General features: G+C 72.6%; 16 protein-coding genes and 2 pseudogenes. 6 read left to right on the top strand and 12 right to left on the bottom strand.

Going from position 1 to position 16052, the window contains the following annotated elements; translation table 11 throughout:
* Window positions 1-34: 34 nt before the first annotated feature.
* Together mutL and VJ693_RS11150 are read left to right on the top strand one after the other, a co-directional pair.
* Window positions 35-1903 (top strand): DNA mismatch repair endonuclease MutL, encoded by a 1869-nt coding sequence (gene mutL, locus VJ693_RS11155; protein ID WP_324154107.1) that lies wholly within the window; start codon window positions 35-37, stop codon window positions 1901-1903.
* 220 nt (window positions 1904-2123) lie between these two features.
* Window positions 2124-2936, top strand: a complete 813-nt coding sequence (locus VJ693_RS11150; protein WP_324154105.1) for a pseudouridine synthase — start codon at window positions 2124-2126, stop codon at window positions 2934-2936.
* A gap of 580 nt (window positions 2937-3516) precedes the next feature.
* Here the strand turns inward: VJ693_RS11150 and VJ693_RS11145 are convergent.
* The 4 genes and pseudogenes from VJ693_RS11145 to VJ693_RS11130 all read right to left on the bottom strand — a co-directional run bounded on the left by VJ693_RS11145 (window position 3517) and on the right by VJ693_RS11130 (window position 6162).
* Entirely contained in the window at window positions 3517-3879 is a 363-nt protein-coding gene (locus VJ693_RS11145) for an FKBP-type peptidyl-prolyl cis-trans isomerase (protein WP_414652260.1), read from the bottom strand.
* Window positions 3874-4218: pseudogene (locus tag VJ693_RS11140) on the bottom strand (FKBP-type peptidyl-prolyl cis-trans isomerase); the annotation flags it as partial. The pseudogene VJ693_RS11140 and the gene VJ693_RS11145, both read right to left, overlap by 6 nt.
* Before the next feature lie 31 nt (window positions 4219-4249).
* Entirely contained in the window at window positions 4250-5164 is a 915-nt protein-coding gene (gene gluQRS / locus VJ693_RS11135) for a tRNA glutamyl-Q(34) synthetase GluQRS (protein ID WP_324154103.1), read from the bottom strand.
* Window positions 5161-6162 carry a LysR family transcriptional regulator gene (locus VJ693_RS11130; RefSeq protein ID WP_324154102.1) on the bottom strand — a complete coding sequence of 334 codons (1002 nt, stop codon included), beginning with the start codon at window positions 6160-6162 and terminating at the stop codon, window positions 5161-5163. Before VJ693_RS11130 ends, gluQRS begins: the two co-directional genes overlap by 4 nt.
* A gap of 98 nt (window positions 6163-6260) precedes the next feature.
* Between VJ693_RS11130 and VJ693_RS11125 the strand changes: the two genes are divergently transcribed.
* Both VJ693_RS11125 and VJ693_RS11120 read left to right on the top strand, forming a co-directional pair.
* Entirely contained in the window at window positions 6261-6968 is a 708-nt protein-coding gene (locus VJ693_RS11125; protein ID WP_324154100.1) for a pirin family protein, read from the top strand.
* 51 nt (window positions 6969-7019) lie between these two features.
* Window positions 7020-7724 (top strand): DUF599 domain-containing protein, encoded by a 705-nt coding sequence (locus VJ693_RS11120; RefSeq protein ID WP_324154098.1) that lies wholly within the window; start codon window positions 7020-7022, stop codon window positions 7722-7724.
* A 10-nt stretch (window positions 7725-7734) separates the two neighbouring features.
* On the opposite strand, the gene VJ693_RS11115 is transcribed toward VJ693_RS11120, so the two are convergent.
* From VJ693_RS11115 to VJ693_RS11105, 3 genes are all read right to left on the bottom strand, one after another.
* Window positions 7735-8562, bottom strand: coding sequence for a substrate-binding periplasmic protein (locus VJ693_RS11115; RefSeq protein ID WP_324154096.1), 828 nt, complete (start codon window positions 8560-8562; stop codon window positions 7735-7737).
* A 116-nt stretch (window positions 8563-8678) separates the two neighbouring features.
* A complete protein-coding gene (locus VJ693_RS11110; protein ID WP_324154094.1) occupies window positions 8679-9632 on the bottom strand; it encodes an alpha/beta hydrolase in 954 nt (317 codons plus the stop codon).
* Window positions 9629-10378: a sulfurtransferase gene (locus VJ693_RS11105; RefSeq protein WP_324154093.1), complete on the bottom strand. Its 750-nt coding sequence runs from the start codon at window positions 10376-10378 to the stop codon at window positions 9629-9631. Before VJ693_RS11105 ends, VJ693_RS11110 begins: the two co-directional genes overlap by 4 nt.
* A gap of 86 nt (window positions 10379-10464) precedes the next feature.
* Here VJ693_RS11105 and VJ693_RS11100 point away from each other — a divergent pair, with 86 nt between their 5' ends.
* The gene (locus VJ693_RS11100; RefSeq protein WP_324154091.1) at window positions 10465-11283 is read left to right on the top strand and encodes a DUF2189 domain-containing protein; all 819 of its coding nucleotides are present in this window, start codon (window positions 10465-10467) and stop codon (window positions 11281-11283) included.
* A 6-nt stretch (window positions 11284-11289) separates the two neighbouring features.
* Here the strand turns inward: VJ693_RS11100 and VJ693_RS11095 are convergent, their stop codons facing one another.
* Both VJ693_RS11095 and VJ693_RS11090 read right to left on the bottom strand, forming a co-directional pair.
* Window positions 11290-12138, bottom strand: a complete 849-nt coding sequence (locus tag VJ693_RS11095; protein WP_324154089.1) for a 2OG-Fe(II) oxygenase — start codon at window positions 12136-12138, stop codon at window positions 11290-11292.
* Between the two features lie 43 nt (window positions 12139-12181).
* Window positions 12182-12826, bottom strand: a complete 645-nt coding sequence (locus VJ693_RS11090) for an NADPH-dependent F420 reductase (RefSeq protein ID WP_324154087.1) — start codon at window positions 12824-12826, stop codon at window positions 12182-12184.
* 132 nt (window positions 12827-12958) lie between these two features.
* On the opposite strand from VJ693_RS11090, the gene VJ693_RS11085 reads away from it, so the two are divergent.
* Window positions 12959-14008 carry a LysR family transcriptional regulator gene (locus VJ693_RS11085; protein WP_324154085.1) on the top strand — a complete coding sequence of 350 codons (1050 nt, stop codon included), beginning with the start codon at window positions 12959-12961 and terminating at the stop codon, window positions 14006-14008.
* Here VJ693_RS11085 and yaaA read toward each other — a convergent pair.
* From yaaA to VJ693_RS11070, 3 genes and pseudogenes are all read right to left on the bottom strand, one after another.
* The gene (gene yaaA, locus VJ693_RS11080; RefSeq protein ID WP_324154083.1) at window positions 13945-14730 is read right to left on the bottom strand and encodes a peroxide stress protein YaaA; all 786 of its coding nucleotides are present in this window, start codon (window positions 14728-14730) and stop codon (window positions 13945-13947) included. The genes VJ693_RS11085 and yaaA overlap by 64 nt on opposite strands.
* Before the next feature lie 36 nt (window positions 14731-14766).
* Window positions 14767-15693, bottom strand: coding sequence for a sulfotransferase (locus VJ693_RS11075; RefSeq protein WP_324154082.1), 927 nt, complete (start codon window positions 15691-15693; stop codon window positions 14767-14769).
* Window positions 15690-16052, bottom strand: a pseudogene (locus tag VJ693_RS11070) (esterase); the annotation flags it as partial. The gene VJ693_RS11075 and the pseudogene VJ693_RS11070, both read right to left, overlap by 4 nt.

Below are 16052 nucleotides of genomic sequence, written 5' to 3'. Positions count from 1 at the left end.
CGGATTATCCCCGCCCCCTTCCTACAATCCCGTGATGACTGATCTGGCCACCGACTCCGGCGCGGCGCTTCGCCGCGCCATCCGCGAACTGCCCGACGAGCTGGTGAGCCAGATCGCGGCGGGCGAGGTGGTCGAGCGGCCGGCCTCGGTGGTGCGTGAGCTGGTCGACAACGCGCTCGACGCCGGCGCGACCCAGGTCACGGTCAAGCTGCAGGGCGGCGGCATCCGCGCGATCGTCGTCGAGGACGACGGCGGCGGCATCCCGGCCGACGAGCTGCCGCTGGCGATCAAGCGCCACGCGACGAGCAAGATCCGCACATTGGCCGAGCTGGAGGGCGTCGCGACGATGGGTTTTCGCGGCGAAGCGCTGGCCGCGATCGCCTCGGTCAGCGAGCTGGCCATCGTCAGCCGCACGGCCGAGGCGCCACACGCCTTCCGCCTGGACGCACGCAGCGGCGAGTTGCAGCCCGCCGCCCGCGCGATGGGCACCAGCATCGAGGTGCGCGAGCTGTTCTTCAGCACGCCCGCGCGGCGCAAGTTCCTGAAGAGCGAGGCGACCGAGCTGGCCCATGCCACCGAAGCCGTGCGCCGCCATGCGCTGGCCCGGCCGGACGTGGGCTTCGCGATCTGGCACGAGGGCAAGCTGGTCGAGCAGTGGCGCCGCGCGACGCACGAGCAGCGCATGGCCGACGTGCTGGGGGCCGAGTTCGTCGCCGACAGCCGCGCGGTCGAGCACGCCGCCGGCCCGATGCGCGTGCTCGGCCGGGCCGGCCTGCCCGAGGCCGCGCGCACCCGTGCCGACCACCAGTACGCCTACGTCAACGGCCGCTACGTGCGCGATAAGCTGGTCGCCCACGCGCTGCGCAGTGCCTACGAAGACGTGCTGCACGGCCAGCGCCAGCCGGCGTACGTGCTGTTCATCGACATCGACCCGGCCCGTGTCGACGTCAACGTCCACCCGACCAAGATCGAGGTCCGGTTTCGCGAGTCCGGCGAGGTGTACCAGGCGGTGCGCCGCGCGGTCGAAGGCGTGCTGGCCGCGACGGGCGGCAGCCCGCTCGGGCGCGCGACCGAGATGGCGCCGGCAGCGGCCCCCACGGCGGGGTTCGCCGCCCCGCCCGCCGCGCCGGCCGGCCTGCCCTGGGGCGCCCAGCAGCAGCGCCTGAGCCTGGCCGACCTGGGCACGCTCTACGCCCGCGAAGCACCGGCACCGTGGGCCGTGTCGCCCGTGCCGGCGCCACCGCCCACGGCGGCCAGCGACGCCGTGGCCGTGATGCCAGGCGCGCCCACCGAGGCCGAACCCTCGACCGACTGGCCGCTGGGCCGTGCGCTCGCGCAACTCGCCGGCGTCTACGTGCTGGCCGAGAACGCCCAGGGCCTGGTGGTCGTCGACATGCACGCCGCCCACGAGCGCATCGTCTATGAGCGGCTGAAGGCCGCGGCCCGGGAGAAACCGCTGGTCGCGCAGCCGCTGCTGATCCCCACCACCTTCGCCGCCACGCGCGAAGAGGTCGCCGTGGCCGAGGCGCGCGCCACCGACCTGGCCGCGCTCGGTCTCGACATCTCACCGCTGGGCCCGACGACGCTCGCGGTGCGCGCCCGCCCCGCTGCCCTGCCCGATGCCGACCCGGTCGCCCTGGCCCGCTCGGTGCTGCGCGAGCTCGCCGAGCTGGCCGAGGCCGATGCCGTCCGCATGATCGAGCGGGCCCGCGACGAGATCCTCGCGACAATGGCCTGCCACGGCGCCGTGCGGGCGAACCGCCGCCTGACGATCGAGGAGATGAACGCGCTGCTGCGCCAGATGGAGGCGACCGAGCGCGCCGATCAATGCAACCACGGCCGGCCCACCTGGCGCCAGGTCACGATGAAAGAGCTGGACGCGCTGTTCCTGCGCGGCCGATGAGAACCACATGACCATGCGATCGGACCGCAACATTCAGCGCACGCCCAAGCGGCCGACGCGTGCCACCGGGCCGGCGGCCCCTGCCGCGCCTTCTCCCGCTCCGGCGGGCACCACACCGGCCGCACCGCGCGCACCGGCAGCGCTGCCTCATGCATCGGCAGCGCCTCGTGCACAGGCCGCGCCGAGGCCACCGGCAGCTCAGCCCGCGAGCCCGCGCCGGGTGCCGCACGCGGAGGCCCCGCCGCCGCAGGTGCGCCCGGCGCCGCGCGCGCCCACACCACGCACGTCGAACGACGAGGGATTTCGCCTGTCCAAGCTGCTGTCCGACCGCGGGCTGGCCTCGCGCCGCGAAGCCGACGACTGGATCGCCGCCGGCTGGGTCACGGTCGACGGCCAGGTGGCCGTGCTGGGCCAGCGCGTGAAGCCCGAGGCGCGCATCGAGGTCGACCCGGCCGCGCATGCGCAGCAGGCACGGCGCGTCACCATCCTGCTGCACAAGCCGATCGGCTACGTGAGCGGCCAGGCGGAAGATGGCTACGAGCCGGCGAGCGTGCTGGTCACGGCCGCCAACCACTGGAAGGACGACCCGCTGCGCCGGCCCTTCCACCCCGCCCACGCGCGCGGCCTGGCCCCCGCCGGCCGGCTCGACATCGACTCCACCGGCCTGCTCGTGCTGACGCAGGACGGCCGCGTCGCCAAGCACCTGATCGGCGAAGACTCACACGTCGAGAAGGAATACCTCGTCCGCGTGCAGTACCAAGGCGAAGGCGCGCTGCCCGAAGCCGATCTGCACAAGCTCCAGCATGGCCTGACCCTCGACGGCAAGGAGCTCAAGCCCGCCAAGGTCAGCTGGGCCAACGAGGATCAACTCCGCTTCGTCCTGCGCGAAGGCCGCAAGCGCCAGATCCGCCGCATGTGCGAACTCGTCGGCCTGAAGGTCGTCGGCCTGAAACGCGTGCGCATCGGCAGCGTGGTGCTGGGCAAGCTCCCGCCGGGTCAGTGGCGGTACTTGGGGGACAACGAGCGGTTTTAGGTTCTTTTGTCGCGGTCGGTCGGTGCTTCGGCCGGGGGCCGGCAGGCGGCGGGGCTCATTGACCGGCGCCCTCGGCTGCGCCGAGGGTTCCCTCCAGTGCTCGGCTTCGTGGCCGCCGTCGAACTCGCTCCGCTCACTGCGTTCGCTGTGCTCGAACAATCGCCGGCGAGTCAGTTTACGAGGCTCGCTGCGCTCGCTGCCACGAAGCCTGCGCGCTTCGGCGCCTCGAAATCGCCTCACCGCCTGCCGGCCCCCGGCCGAGTCCATCGTTGGCGTGCTGGCACGGCATGAATACGAACGCCGCGAACTGCCGCCGACAGTTGCAGGCTGGGAGCCGGTACCCGCTCGGGCGATTTAGGGAGCGCCGAGGAGCGCAGGGCTTGTGGCTGCGCGCGTCAGCGCGCCTCGTAAACTGACTCACTGGCGATTGTTCGAGCACAGCGAACGCAGTGAGCGGAGTGAGTTCGACAGTGGCCACAAGCCCGAGCACCACAGGGCACCCTCGGCGCAGCCGAGGGCGCGGACTCATGAGCCCGAGCGGGTACCGGCTCCCAGCCCGCGCCACCCGCCAACCGGAGACTCAGACCCCCAGCAACTCCACCTCGAACACCAGCGTCGCATCCGGCGGAATCACGCCACCCGCGCCGCGCCGGCCGTAGCCCAGGTGTGCCGGGATCACCAGCACCCGCGTGCCGCCGACCTGCATGCCCTGCACGCCCTCGTCCCAGCCGCGGATCACCATGCCGGCGCCGAGCTCGAATTCGAAGGGGTCGTTGCGGTCCTTGCTGGAGTCGAACTTGCGGCCGCGCTGGTTGGGCGCCGCGGCGTCGAAGAGCCAGCCGGTGTAGTGCACGGTGACTGTCGCGCCTTCTTCCGCCACCTCGCCGGCACCCACCACCACGTCGGTGATTTCCAGCTCCGGCCGCTCGGGTGTCGGCAGCAACTCGACTTCGAACACCAGCGTCGCATTCGGCGGAATCACGCCGCCCGCGCCACGCGCGCCGTAACCCAGTTCGGGCGGGATCGTCAGCACCCGGGTGCCGCCGACCTGCATGCCCTGCACACCCTCGTCCCAGCCGCGGATCACCTGGCCGGCGCCGAGCGCGAATTCGAAGGGCTCGCCGCGATCCTTGCTGGAGTCGAACTTGCGGCCCCGGCCGTCCGGCGCGCTGGGGTCGTACAACCAGCCGGTGTAGTGCACGGTGACCGTCTGGCCGGCCTGGGCGGTGTCGCCGCTGCCGGTGACCCGGTCGTCGATCTGCAGGCCGCTCTCGGTTTTCATGGGGATTCCTTTGTCGATGGCAAGCCGGGAATCATGCCACCGCCGGCAGCGGCCAGGCCCGTGCCCATGCGGCGACCGCGGCCTCCAGCCAGCTGCCGCGGTCATGCGCCGGCAGCCCGGCCGGCAGGCCCAGCACCGCGCCGGCGGCCTGCAGCGCCGCCAGCGGGTCCGCCAGGTCCAGCGGCGCGGCCCCGTTCTGCTTCGACAGCTTCTGCCCGTCCGGCGCCAGCACCAGCGGGGTGTGCAGATAGACGGGCATCGGCAGCCCCAGCGCGCGTTGCAGGTGGATCTGCCGCGGCGTGTTGTCCGCCAGGTCCTCGCCCCGCACGATGTGCGTGATGCCCTGCCCGGCGTCGTCCACCACGACCGCGAGCTGGTAGGCCCACAGGCCATCGGCGCGCCTGAGCACGAAATCGCCGACCTCGGCGGTCAGGTTCTGCCGCTGCGCGCCGAGCCGCCGGTCGTGCCAGTCGACCCAGAGATCGTCTCCATCGGTCGCATCGGTGCGCAGCCGCCAGGCCCGCGCCGGCCGGCCGGCCAGGCCGTGGCGGCAGGTGCCGGGGTAGACGCGCTCGGCGTGCCGCGCGTGCAGCCGCCCCTGCGCGGCCAGCGCGGCGTCGATCTCCTTGCGGCTGCAGGCGCAGGGGTAGGCGCGGCCCTCGGCGAGCAGCCGTGCAAGGGCCGCCTCGTACAGGGCGCCGCGGGCGGATTGCCACACGGGAGGCTCATCGGCCACCAAGCCGCAGGCCGCCAGCTGCTGCAGGATCAGGTGGTCGGCGCCCGGCACGCAGCGCGGCGTGTCCACGTCCTCGATGCGCACCAGCCAGTGGCCGCCGGCCGCGCGGGCATCGAGCCAGCTGGCCAGCGCCGCCACCAGCGAGCCGGCGTGCAAGGGGCCGGTGGGCGACGGCGCGAACCGGCCGCGGTAGGCCGGGGTGGCCGTCATGGCTCGACGCAGGCTCCCTGCGGCAGGTGGCGCTCGAGCAGGGCCTGGCGGGTGGCGGGGCTCGCCAGTTGCTGCAGCCACCACTGCAGCGCCAGCCCCTGGGGCGCCTTCTTCGGCTGCGGCACCGCGGCACTGCGCCACGCATAGGCCATGCCGGCGACTCGGCGCTGGCGCTTGACCTGCTTGGCCACCAGGTGGCCGTGTCGCAGGTGCTCGCGCACCAGGGGCTCGGGCACGAAGCCACAGCCCAGGCAACGCAGCTGGGCCTCGATCTTGGCCTGCATGCTGGACACCGTCAGCACGTCCTGCCCCGGCAACAGGTTCACCGTGATCGGCGCCAGCCGCATCGCCGAATCGGCCACGGCCACCGCGCGGTGGCGCACGATCTCGTCGTCGGTCAGCGGCTCGGGCAAGGCCGCCAGCGGGTGGTGCGGTGCCATCACGAAGACGAAGTTCAGCTCGCCCAGCGGCTTCATCTCGATGCCCGGCGGCGCCGGCGTGTCGGCCGGCACGCCCAGCGCCAGGTCGGCCTGGCCCGAGACCAGCGCCTCCCAGGTGCCGGCCAGCACCTCGGTGCGCAGGCGCAGCCGCGTGCCGGGGCCGGGCTGTCCATCGCCGCCGGGCCGCAGGGCGAAGAAAGCCTCGCACAGCTCGAGCAGCGTCAGGCGCGACAGCACGTCGTCGGCCGCGATCGTCAGCTCGGTCTCCCAGCCGGTCGAGACGCGCCGCACACGCTGCGCGACCGCATCCATCTCGGCCAGCAGGCGCCGGCCTTCGTTGAGCAGCTCCTCCCCGGCGGCGGTGAGCTGCGCCTGGCGCGAGCGGCGGTCGAACAGCAGCACGTCCAGCGCATCCTCGAGCTGGCGCACGCTGTAGGTCAAGGCCGACGGCACCTTGCCCAGGGCCCGCGCCGCGGCGGCGAAGCTGCCGGTGCGGGCGATGGTGTCCATCATCGTCAAGGCGTCGGGCGTCAGCGCGCTGCGTCGTTCGGGGTTCATGTCGGATTCATCTTATTTGAAAGCTCGCTTCAAGCCCGGCCGCACCGCGCGCCGGGCCACCGGCCTACAGTCCCCCCATACCCCAGGAGGTTCACACCATGATCACCGTACGCAAGGCCGAAGACCGCGGCGTCGCCGACCACGGCTGGCTCAAGAGCTTCCACACCTTCTCGTTCGCCGATTACTACGATCCGGCCCACATGGGCGTCGGCAACCTGCGGGTGATCAACGACGACCGCATCGCGCCCGGCACCGGCTTCGGCACCCACGGCCACCGCGACATGGAGATCGTCAGCTACGTGCTCGAAGGCGAGCTCGCGCACCGCGACAGCATGGGCAACGGCACCGCGATCCGGCCCGGCGAGGTGCAGCGCATGACCGCCGGCACCGGCGTGCGCCACAGCGAGTTCAACCACGCGCAGGGCCAGACCACCCATTTCCTGCAGATCTGGCTGCTGCCCGCCGGCGCCGGCCTGGCGCCCGGCTACGAGCAGAAGGAGTTCGGCGCGGCCGACAAGCGCGGCCGGCTGCGGCTCGTGGCGGCGCCCGACGGCCGTGACGGCGCGGTCACGCTGCATGCCGACGCCTCGATCCGCGCCGGCCTGTTCGACGGCGACGAGTCGGCCGAGCTGGCCCTGGACCCGAAGCGCCTGGCCTATGTGCACGTCGCCGAGGGCGAGGTGACGCTGAACGGCACGCACCGCCTGGCCGCCGGCGACGGCGCCACGCTCGACGGCGAAGGCCTGCTCACGCTGAGCCGGGGCCGCGGCGCCGACGTGCTGGTGTTCGACCTCGCGCGGGTCTGACCCACGGGCGGCGGCCCGTCACAGGCCGGTGGCCGCGGCTACAGTCGCGGGATGCGCTTCGCCCTCGACGCCCTCGGCCTGCTGCCCGCCATCGACTGGCTGGCGATCATCGTCCTGTTCGGCGCCTGGGCCGGCTACGCGCGCTTCGCCAGGAAGCGCGCCGACACGCGGCCCTCGATCCTCGCCGCCACCAACCGGGTGCGGATGGCGTGGATGCGGCGCACGACGACGCGCGAGAACCGCGTGGTCGACGGCATCGTCGTGCAGAACCTGTCGACCAGCCCGTCGTTCTTCGCCTCGACGACGATCCTGATCATCGGTGGCCTGCTCGCCGTGCTGGGCACGACCGACAAGGCCACCGAGTTCGTGCGCGAGATCCCGTTCGCGGCACGCACCTCGGCGCTGGTGTTCGACCTCAAGCTCGCGGTGCTGACGGCGATCTTCGTCTACGCCTTCTTCCGCTTCACCTGGAGCATGCGGCAGTACAGCTTCGGCGCGCTGCTGGTCGGCGCGGCGCCCGAGCGCGACGAGCCCTGGACCGACGCCGACCGCGACGCCTTCGCGCTGCGCGCGGGCCGGGTGATGGGGCTGGCGGCCGAGACCTTCAACGATGGCCTGCGGGCCTACTACATGGCCTTCGCCGCGATCGCCTGGTTCTTCTCGGCGTGGGCCTGCCTGGCGGCCACGGCCTTCGTCGTCTTCGTGCTGTACCGGCGCGAATTCCACTCCGAGGTGCTGGCGCTGCTGAGCGAGTAAGCCGGGCGCCTCACTCCCGCGGAACGAGCTCGGCCACGTCCTCGGCCGGCACGTGGCGGCGCATGATGCGGGCTAGCGTGCCGTCGCGCCACAGGTCGCGCACCAGCTGGCGCCAGTAGCTCAGCTCGGCCTCGCTGAAGCGGGCGCGCGCGAGCACCAGCCCGGCGGGCGCCACCGAGCCCTGAGGTGCCCAATCGAGCCCCACCAGCTCGGGCTTGCGCGGGTGCTCGGCCGCGTAGCGGCGAATCACGACGGACTGGTTGATGACCGCGTCGACCGTGCCCTCGGCCAGCAGGCGCAGCAACTGCCGGTCGTCGGTCGCCTCGACCACCCGGCCCTGCGCACGGGCCTGGTCCAGCGCCGCGTCGTAGGCCGGCGTGTGCCTGTAGCCGCGCACGGCCCCCCAGCGCAGCGCCCGGTCGGCCATGAAGCCGGCCAGGCCGCCGGGCACCGCGGCGTGGGACTTCAGCATCCACACCTGGTGCTTGAGCAGCACATAGGGCGCGAAGGCGTAGATCTTCTCGCGCTCGGGCGTCGAGATGCCGGAGGGGGTCATGTCGATCCGGCCGGCCGTGAGCTCGGTCCAGATGCGCGCGCGGGTCATCGTGACGCCTTCGAAGCGGCAGCCGCTGCGGCGCTTCAGCTCGCGCAGCAGGTCGACGTCGATGCCGCTGCCGGTGAAGCCGCCGCGGCTGTCGGTGCTGGACGCGTCGAACAGCGCGCCGGACTCGTAGAAGGCGACCGCGATCGCCCGCTCGGGGCACGGCGGCGCGGTGGCCGCAGCTGGGCCTGCCGGCCCACGGGCGGCGGCCGGGCACAGCGCTGCCAAGACGGCCACGCCCGCAAGAACCCTGCGTGCCTTGGCCGCCCGGCACCACCGCCCGCTCTCTGGCTGGCAATCCCTCCGGTGCATCAGGGCATGCTGCCCCGCCGTGCGGCGCGGCGCAAGCGGGTTCACCGCAAGGCGAGGAATTCCTTGACAACGGACACGGTCGCCTCGGGATCTTCTTCGTGCGGAACGTGCCCGAGCGCCGGAAACACGACCAGCCGGCTGCCGGCGATGTCGCGGGTGAAGTTCTGCCCGATCGGCGGCGGAATGAGGCGGTCGCGCCCGCCCCAGATCACCAGCGTCGGCAGCTTGAGCTGCGCGATGCGCGCGACGTCCTGCCCCATCTCGAGCTGTTGCATGCGCAGCCGCAGGGCGTGGCGGTTGCCTTCGCGCAGCGTCAGCTCGAAATACCGGTCGACCAGCGCCGGCGTGACCTTGGCCGGGTCGCCGTAGACGCTGCGCACGCTCTCGTCGATCACGCCGCGCAGCAGGAACCACTCGCTCAAGGCACTGAGCACCGGCAGGCGCGCCAGCCGAAAGCCCAGCGGCATGTCGACCGGCTCGAAGTCGTAGCCCGACGCATCGACGAGCACGAGTTTGTCGACCCGCGCCGGCGCCAGGCTCGCCACGCGCCAGGCGACCTCGCCGCCCAGCGAGTTGCCGGCCAGCACCGCGTGCGGCACCTTCAGCTGGTCCAGCAGGTCGATCACGAAGCGGGCCAGCGTGTCGCCCCGGTAGTCGTCCGTCGCATAGGCGCCGCTGAACGGGCCGGTCAGGCCGAAGCCCGGCAGGTCGAAGCTGATGACGCGGTGCTGGCCCTTGAGCGACGCGGCCCAGCCCTCCCAGGTGTGCAGGCTGGCCGAGGTGCCATGGATCAACACGATCGGCCGCGGGTCGTCGCGCGGGCCCTGGTCGCGCAGGTGCACCATCTGGCCCTTGACCTCGATGAAGTCCGAGGGCGCCGGCGCCCAGCGCGCCACCAGCGTCTCGACCGGCCGGTCCGGCGCGCGCGCGATCGGCACGGCCAGCGCCGTCAGCATCACGAGGATGCCGAAGGCGCGCCACAGCAGCATCTTCATGCGCCGGCCTCCGCGGCCTGCAGATCGGGGCGCAGGGCCTCGCGCTCGTCGAAGACGAAGCAGTGGCCGCGCCAGTGCGGCGCACCGTCGGTCTGCTCGAAGTAGCGCAGGATGCCGCCTTCGAGCTGATAGCCGTGCTCGATGCCGAGCGCATCCATCACCAGCGCCGCCTTCTCGCAGCGGATGCCGCCGGTGCAGTAGCTCACGACCGTCTTGCCGGCCAGCGCGTCGCGGTGGGCGGCCAGCGCGGCCGGGAAGTCGGAGAAGCGCTCGAGCCGCCAGTCGATCGCGCCCTCGAAGGCCCCCGCATCGACCTCGAAGCCGTTGCGCGTGTCGAGCATCACCACCGGCCGGCCGGCGTCGTCGTGCCCGCGGCCGAGCCAGCGCGCCAGCGTGGCCGGCGCCACCGACGGCGCGCGCCCGGCGGCCGGCTGCACCGCCGGCATGTTCATGCGAATGATCTCGCGCTTGAGCTTGACCTTCAGGCGCTTGAAGGGCTGCGCGGCGCTCCAGCTCTCCTTGGCATCGAGGCCGGCGAACGGCGGGTCGGCGCGCAGCCGGTCGAGCCAGCCACGCAGCGCATCCGCCGGGCCGGCGAGGAAGAGGTTGATGCCCTCCTCGGCCAGCAGCACCGTGCCCTTCAGGCCGGCCGCCTGGGCATCGTCGAACAGGCGCTGGCGGCGTGCCGGCAGCGCGTCGAGCGGCACGAAGCGGTAGGCTGAGACGTTGAGCATCGGCGCAGTCATCGGCGCGGATTCTAGGGTTAGGGCCTGTCCGGCTGGACGGCGGCGCCCCGGGCCCCTACGCTGCGGCGAAGGAGACCTTGCCACCGATGACCGCGGACACGCCTGCCGACCCACCCGCCCCCGCCACCGACCTGCCCCCGCCGCCCGGCAACGGCTCACTGACGCCGCCGCTGCGGCCGCTGGCGTTCGGCGCGCCGTTTCGCTGGCTCGCGCTCGGCTGGCGCGATTTCCGCCGCGCGCCCGGCATCGGCCTGTTCTACGGCGCCTGCTTCATGGCCATGGGCTGGGCGCTGCTGAAGGTGTTCGAGCGCGCGCCGGCCTATACGCTGGCCCTGTCGGCCGGCTTCCTGCTGATGGGGCCGTTCCTCTGCCTGGGGCTTTACCACACCAGCCGCACGCTCGAGCGCGGCGAGAAGCCGGATCTGGCGGCCTCGCTGCTGGCCTGGCAGACGCGCACCGGCACGCTGGCGATCTTCGGTTTCGTGCTGCTGGTGCTCGAGATGTTGTGGGGCCGCGCCTCGCTGGTCGTCTTCGCGCTCAGCTTCGACGGCATGCCCGATTTCAAGGGCTCGCTGCTGGCGCTGCTGGACCCCGAGAACCTGAATTTCATCGTCGCCTACGTGATCGTCGGCGGGCTGTTCGCGAGCCTGATCTTCGCCGTCAGCGTGGTCTCGATCCCGATGATCCTGGACCGGCAGACCGACGCGATCAGCGCGGGCCTGACCAGCATGCGCCTGGCGCTGACGCAGCCGGGGGTGATGCTGCTGTGGGGCGCGCTGCTGACGCTGCTGGTGGTGGCGGCGATGCTGCCGTGGTTCGCCGGGCTACTTATTGTCGGCCCGGTCACCGGCCACGCAAGCTGGCATGCCTACCGCGCCGCGGTAGGCGACGCGGGCGCCGAATAGCCCAGGTCAAATGAACTCGCGCTCCCGCAGCCACTTCGTCGCGACCCACTTCTCGCCTTCGAGCACCGGCGCGCCGCCGTGCAGCGTCTTGGTCGCCACGTGCGGCGCGTGGTAGCTGAAGAAGACCGCGTTGCCCTTGACCGGCGCGACCTCCAGGCCCACGTCGGGGAAGGTCGTCGCGCCGCCGCGGGTCGGCGTGTTCAGGTACATCACCAGCGTGCCCACGCGCTGCCCGCCGCGCGACAGGATGGTCGGCGTGCCGGGGTGGATCGGGTCGAAGTAGTCGTGGTGCGGCTTGTACTCGGCACCGGGCCGGTAGCGCAGCACCTGCAGGCCCTCGCCGTTGACCTCCGGCCAGCGCACCAGCTCGGCGATGCGCTGCTCGATGCGCTGGCACAGCGGGTACTCAGCCCGGTTGAAGAACATGCCGTCGCTGGTGCGCGCCGTGTTGACCTCGCTGCCGCCGGTTTCGTTGATCACCGTCTCCGAGCGCACCAGGCGCGGGCGCGAGAGCTCGATCAGCTCGTCGCATTCGGCATCGGTCAGCAGGCCGCCGAAGACCACGACGCGCGGCAGGGTCATCGACATGAGCACCTTGACCTCGTGGCCGCCCACGACGAGCGTCGTCGCCGCCTCGTCCATCGGCGGCTCGGGCAGCGCGCGGCCAGGGATCGGCTTGCCCTTGGCCTGCAGGTGCTCGGTCAGCGTGGTCTCCATGGCCTCGATCGCCGTGTCTTCGGGCCAGCCGCTCGACCGCATCGCGGCCAGCACGTCTTCGGGCGGGAAGCCGGCTTCGGCCTGGGCCACGATCCAGGCCCGCAACTCAGGGGTGATGGCGGTGGATGTCGTCGTCATGCCGCCATTTTGGCGCAGCGCACGCGGCACGCCGCGCCGGCGCTCAAGGCTTCAGCAGCTTGAAGGCGTGGACCCAGTCGTTGTGCAGGAAGCCGGGGATGCACCACAGCATGCACAGCGGTTCGATCGCCCGTGCCGCGACCGCGCCGCCCATGTCCGCCGCGTCCCAGCCCACCTGCGCCAGCAGATCCGTCACCGTGGCCTTCGCGCCCGTGTCGTCGCCGGCGATGAACATCGTCGGCCGGCCGCCTGCCAGCTTGGGATCGATCATCAGCGCCGAACCGACCGAGTTGAAGGCCTTGACGAACTTCACCGTCGGGTGGGCGCGCTGCAGGCGCTCCATCAACGAGTCGTCGAGCGTGGTGAAGAAGCGCAGCACGCCCTGCTCGGGCGGCGCATCGGCGATCGGGTTGCTCGCGTCGATCAGCACCTTGCCGGCCAGGTGCCGGCTGGCGTCCGCCGACTTCAGCGCCGCCTCGGCGGCCGTGCCCTTGACCGCCAGCACGCCGAGCTCGGCGAAGGCCGCCGCATCGGCGAAGCTGCCCACGCGCACCGCGGGCCGTGTCGCCGCCCAGTCGGCCAGCTTGGCCGGCTCGCGGGTGCCCAGCATCACCTCGTGGCCGTGGCCGGCGAGACCCGCCGCCAGCGCCTGCGCCACCGCCCCAGAACCCAGGATTCCGATCTTCATGACAACCATCCTTCAAGTGATGTCGGCCTGACCATCAAGCCTGCGATGGAAGCCACTGTAGGCAGGCAGCCTCGCAACCGGAAGTCACCAGCGCTTGATGAATTCATGACTGAGAGTTGAGAATCCGGCCTCATGAAACAACTGCAGGGCCTGCTGGCCTTCGTCGAGGCCGCGAGCGCCGGCAGCCTGGCCGCCGCGGCCGAGCGGCTGGAGCTGACGCCCGCGGCCGTCAGCAAGAGCCTGGCCAAGCTCGAGGCCCAGCTCGGCGTGCGGCTGCTGCAGCGGAGCACCCGGCGCCTGGCGCTCACCGCCGAGGGCGAGCGCTTTCTCGACAAGGCCCGCCTGGCGCTGCGCGCGCTCGACGAGGCGGTGGCCGATGTCACGCAGAGCGCCACCGAGGCCAGCGGGCGCGTGCGCATCTCGGTCGGCCATGCCTTCGGGCGGCAGTGGGTGTTGCCGCTGCTGCCGCCCCTGCGCCGCGCACACCCCGGCCTGGTGATCGAGCTGGATCTGGACAACCGCCCGGTCGATCTGCTTGCCGAGGGCTACGACATCGGCATTCGCGGCGGCTTCATCGCCGATTCCAGCCTGGTCGCGCGGCGCATCTGCGCGCTGCCGGTGGCCCTGCTGGCCAGCCCCGCCTACCTGAAGCGCGCCGGCGTGCCGCGCACGGTGGATGAGCTGAAAGGCCACGACTGCGTGGCCGTGCGCTTCGCCGGCAGCACGCCCAGCCCGTGGCGCTTTGCCGGTGCCGGCGGCGCGCGCGGCCGGGCTGCGCGCCTGGAGATCCAGCCGCAGCCGCGGCTGGCCGTGAGCGACCCGGCCGCGGTGCTGGACCTGGCGCTGGCCGGCTGCGGCATCGTGCAGGCCGGGCTGCACCACGCGCTGCCCTATCTGCGCAGCGGCCGGCTGAAGCTGCTGCTGGCCGACCGGCACGACCCGGGCGAGCGCGAGGTCGTGCTGCACTACCCGCACCGGCGCTACCTCGCGCCGCGGGTGCGCGTGGTGGTCGATGGCCTGCTCACCGGGCTGGCCGACGCGCGCGACCTGCACCTGACGGTGCGTGACGTGCTGGCCGAGCTGCCCGGCGCCGAGGCCTCGGCAGCGCCTTCGCCGGTTCAGCCCTTGCCGCGCCGGAAGACCAGCCGGTCGGGCTCGGACGCGGCGGCGTCGAAGGCGTAGCCGTCGGCATCGAAGCTGCGCAGCGCTTTGACCGTCGAAGCGCGCTGCGCGATCGCGTGGCGCGCCATCAGGCCGCGGGCCCGCTTGGCGAAGAAGCTGACGACCTTCCACTGGCCGCCATGCCACTGCTCGAACACGCATTCGACGACCCGCGCCCGCAGCGCCGGCCGCAGCGCGGCGCGCGAATACTCCTGCGAAGCGAGGTTCACGACGATCGGCGCCTTCTGCCCGGCCTGAAGCTCGTTGAGCGCTTCGGCCAGCGTGTCGCCCCAGTAGCCGTACAAGTCCTTCGCGCCGCCCGGCGTCGGCAGTTTCGTGCCCATCTCGAGCCGGTAGGGCTGCAGCTTGTCGAGTGGCCTGAGCAGGCCGTACAGGCCCGACAGGATCACCACGTGGCGCTGCGCCCAGGCCCAGTCGGCGTCGGCCAGCGTCGCGGCCTGCAGGCCTTCGTAGACGTCGCCGTTGAAGGCCAGCGCCGCGGGCCGGCTGTTGGCCGCGCTGAAGCGCGTCGACCAGGCGGCATAGCGGCCGACGTTGAGTTGCGCCAGCGGATCCGACAGCGCCATCAGCGTCGCGATGGCCGCCGGTGCATAGCCGCGCAGCACCTCGATCAGCGCCGCCGCTTCATCGACGTAGCGCGGCCGCGTCGCGCGCTTCGCCAGCGCGGGCGGCACGGGGCTTTCGTAGTCCAGGGTCTTGGCAGGGGACAGCAGGAACAGCATGCGGGGCGAGAAGGAAAAGGAATGAAGGACCGGGCTTCAGCGCGCGGGCGCCGGCGCCTCGGCATGGGTATCAGGGTGCAGTGGACCGGCGACGCGCCAGCGCCGCGACAGACCCCAGGTTTCGCGGCGCAACGTGGCGGCCACGGCCTCGGTCAGCGTCGTCGGCTCGGGCGTGGGCGGTGCGCCGAGCGGCTGGCCGAGGCGCTCGTCGATGCGAACCGACCGGCCCGGCCGGGGCGCCAACAGCGCCGGGTCGAAGGGCTCGCCGATGAAGTCGCACAAGGCCGCCAGCGCCGCCGCCGGATCGGCGGTGAGCCAGGCATAAGGCACTTGAAACACCTGGCCGGGCGCGCGCACCGCGGCCTCGCGCAGTGCCTGGTCGACCCGGCGGAACTGGGCGATGAGTTGCTGGTCGGTCTTGTCGAGCCAGGCCCAGTCCCCGGGCGCCTTGCCCAGCGCCTGCTCCCGCCGCAGGCGCCTGCGGTACGAATCGACCACCTCGACCGGTTCGCGCACGCAGGCCAGCACGCGCGCCTGCGGGAACAGCGCGAAGACGCGGGGCAGGCTGTACACGTGCGACGGCGTCTTCTCCAGCGGCCGGCGGCCGGGGTAGGCGCAGCTTGCGGCATGCGCGAAGAAGGCGCGGATCAGGTCCTCGTCGGCCACCGCGGCAGCATCGCCACCGCCCAGCACGGCCAGGCGCTCGCGCATCGCGGCCAGGCCCTCCGGCCCGCCCAGGTAGCCCTGCAGCATCCGGCGTGGCGGGTCGGCCAGCAGCGCGCGCGGCTCGTTGAACACGAACGTCTCGAACACGTGCGGCACCGGGAAAAGCGCCGGGTGCCGTGCCAGCGCGAGCTGCAGCGCCGACGTGCCGCTGCGCTCCTGGCCGCAGATGAACACCGGCTGTGCCGAGGCGGCCCAGCCCCGCAGCGCGCCGAGATCGTCGAGCGGGCCGGCGCTCAATCTTCTGCGTCCCGCCCGGTGCCCCGCGCGGCCAGCTTCTCCGCCAGGTCCGGCACCGCGCCCAGCGCGGCGGCCCAGGTGCGGTGCGGGATGTGGGTACGCAGCCGATCGATCGCGCAGTCGACCAAGGCGGCGGGCAGCTCGTGGCCCACGCCCTGGGCGATGTCGATCGTTGCGTCGCCCTGGAGCTCGGCAATGCGCTGCATCGCGGCCCGGGCGTGCTGGGCCGGGATCACCTCGTCGTCGCTGCCGTGGAAGAAGTGCAGCGTCGTGTGCCGCAGCGCGCGCTCGGGCAGCGTGCCGTAGCGCCCGGCGAAGGCCAGCACCCGGCCGGCCAGCCCGTCTTCGGCCTGGGCCAG

This window comes from Ideonella sp., assembly GCF_035254525.1.
GTDB lineage: Bacteria > Pseudomonadota > Gammaproteobacteria > Burkholderiales > Burkholderiaceae_C > Ideonella.
The sequence above is the reverse complement of the archived record's forward strand: the minus strand, read 5'-3'. Positions and strand labels throughout refer to the sequence as shown.

Excerpts from the sequence above, each read along its gene's own strand:
- VJ693_RS11100 (WP_324154091.1), top strand. The coding sequence starts at position 10,465 with ATGACCGCGGACACGCCTGCCGACCCACCCGCCCCCGCCACCGACCTG.
- VJ693_RS11110 (WP_324154094.1), bottom strand. The coding sequence starts at position 9,632 with ATGAAGATGCTGCTGTGGCGCGCCTTCGGCATCCTCGTGATGCTGACG.
- VJ693_RS11120 (WP_324154098.1), top strand. The coding sequence starts at position 7,020 with ATGCGCTTCGCCCTCGACGCCCTCGGCCTGCTGCCCGCCATCGACTGG.
- VJ693_RS11085 (WP_324154085.1), top strand. The coding sequence starts at position 12,959 with ATGAAACAACTGCAGGGCCTGCTGGCCTTCGTCGAGGCCGCGAGCGCC.
- VJ693_RS11090 (WP_324154087.1), bottom strand. The coding sequence starts at position 12,826 with ATGAAGATCGGAATCCTGGGTTCTGGGGCGGTGGCGCAGGCGCTGGCG.
- VJ693_RS11105 (WP_324154093.1), bottom strand. The coding sequence starts at position 10,378 with ATGACTGCGCCGATGCTCAACGTCTCAGCCTACCGCTTCGTGCCGCTC.
- yaaA (WP_324154083.1), bottom strand. The coding sequence starts at position 14,730 with ATGCTGTTCCTGCTGTCCCCTGCCAAGACCCTGGACTACGAAAGCCCC.
- VJ693_RS11095 (WP_324154089.1), bottom strand. The coding sequence starts at position 12,138 with ATGACGACGACATCCACCGCCATCACCCCTGAGTTGCGGGCCTGGATC.
- gluQRS (WP_324154103.1), bottom strand. The coding sequence starts at position 5,164 with ATGACGGCCACCCCGGCCTACCGCGGCCGGTTCGCGCCGTCGCCCACC.
- VJ693_RS11130 (WP_324154102.1), bottom strand. The coding sequence starts at position 6,162 with ATGAACCCCGAACGACGCAGCGCGCTGACGCCCGACGCCTTGACGATG.
- mutL (WP_324154107.1), top strand. The coding sequence starts at position 35 with ATGACTGATCTGGCCACCGACTCCGGCGCGGCGCTTCGCCGCGCCATC.
- VJ693_RS11125 (WP_324154100.1), top strand. The coding sequence starts at position 6,261 with ATGATCACCGTACGCAAGGCCGAAGACCGCGGCGTCGCCGACCACGGC.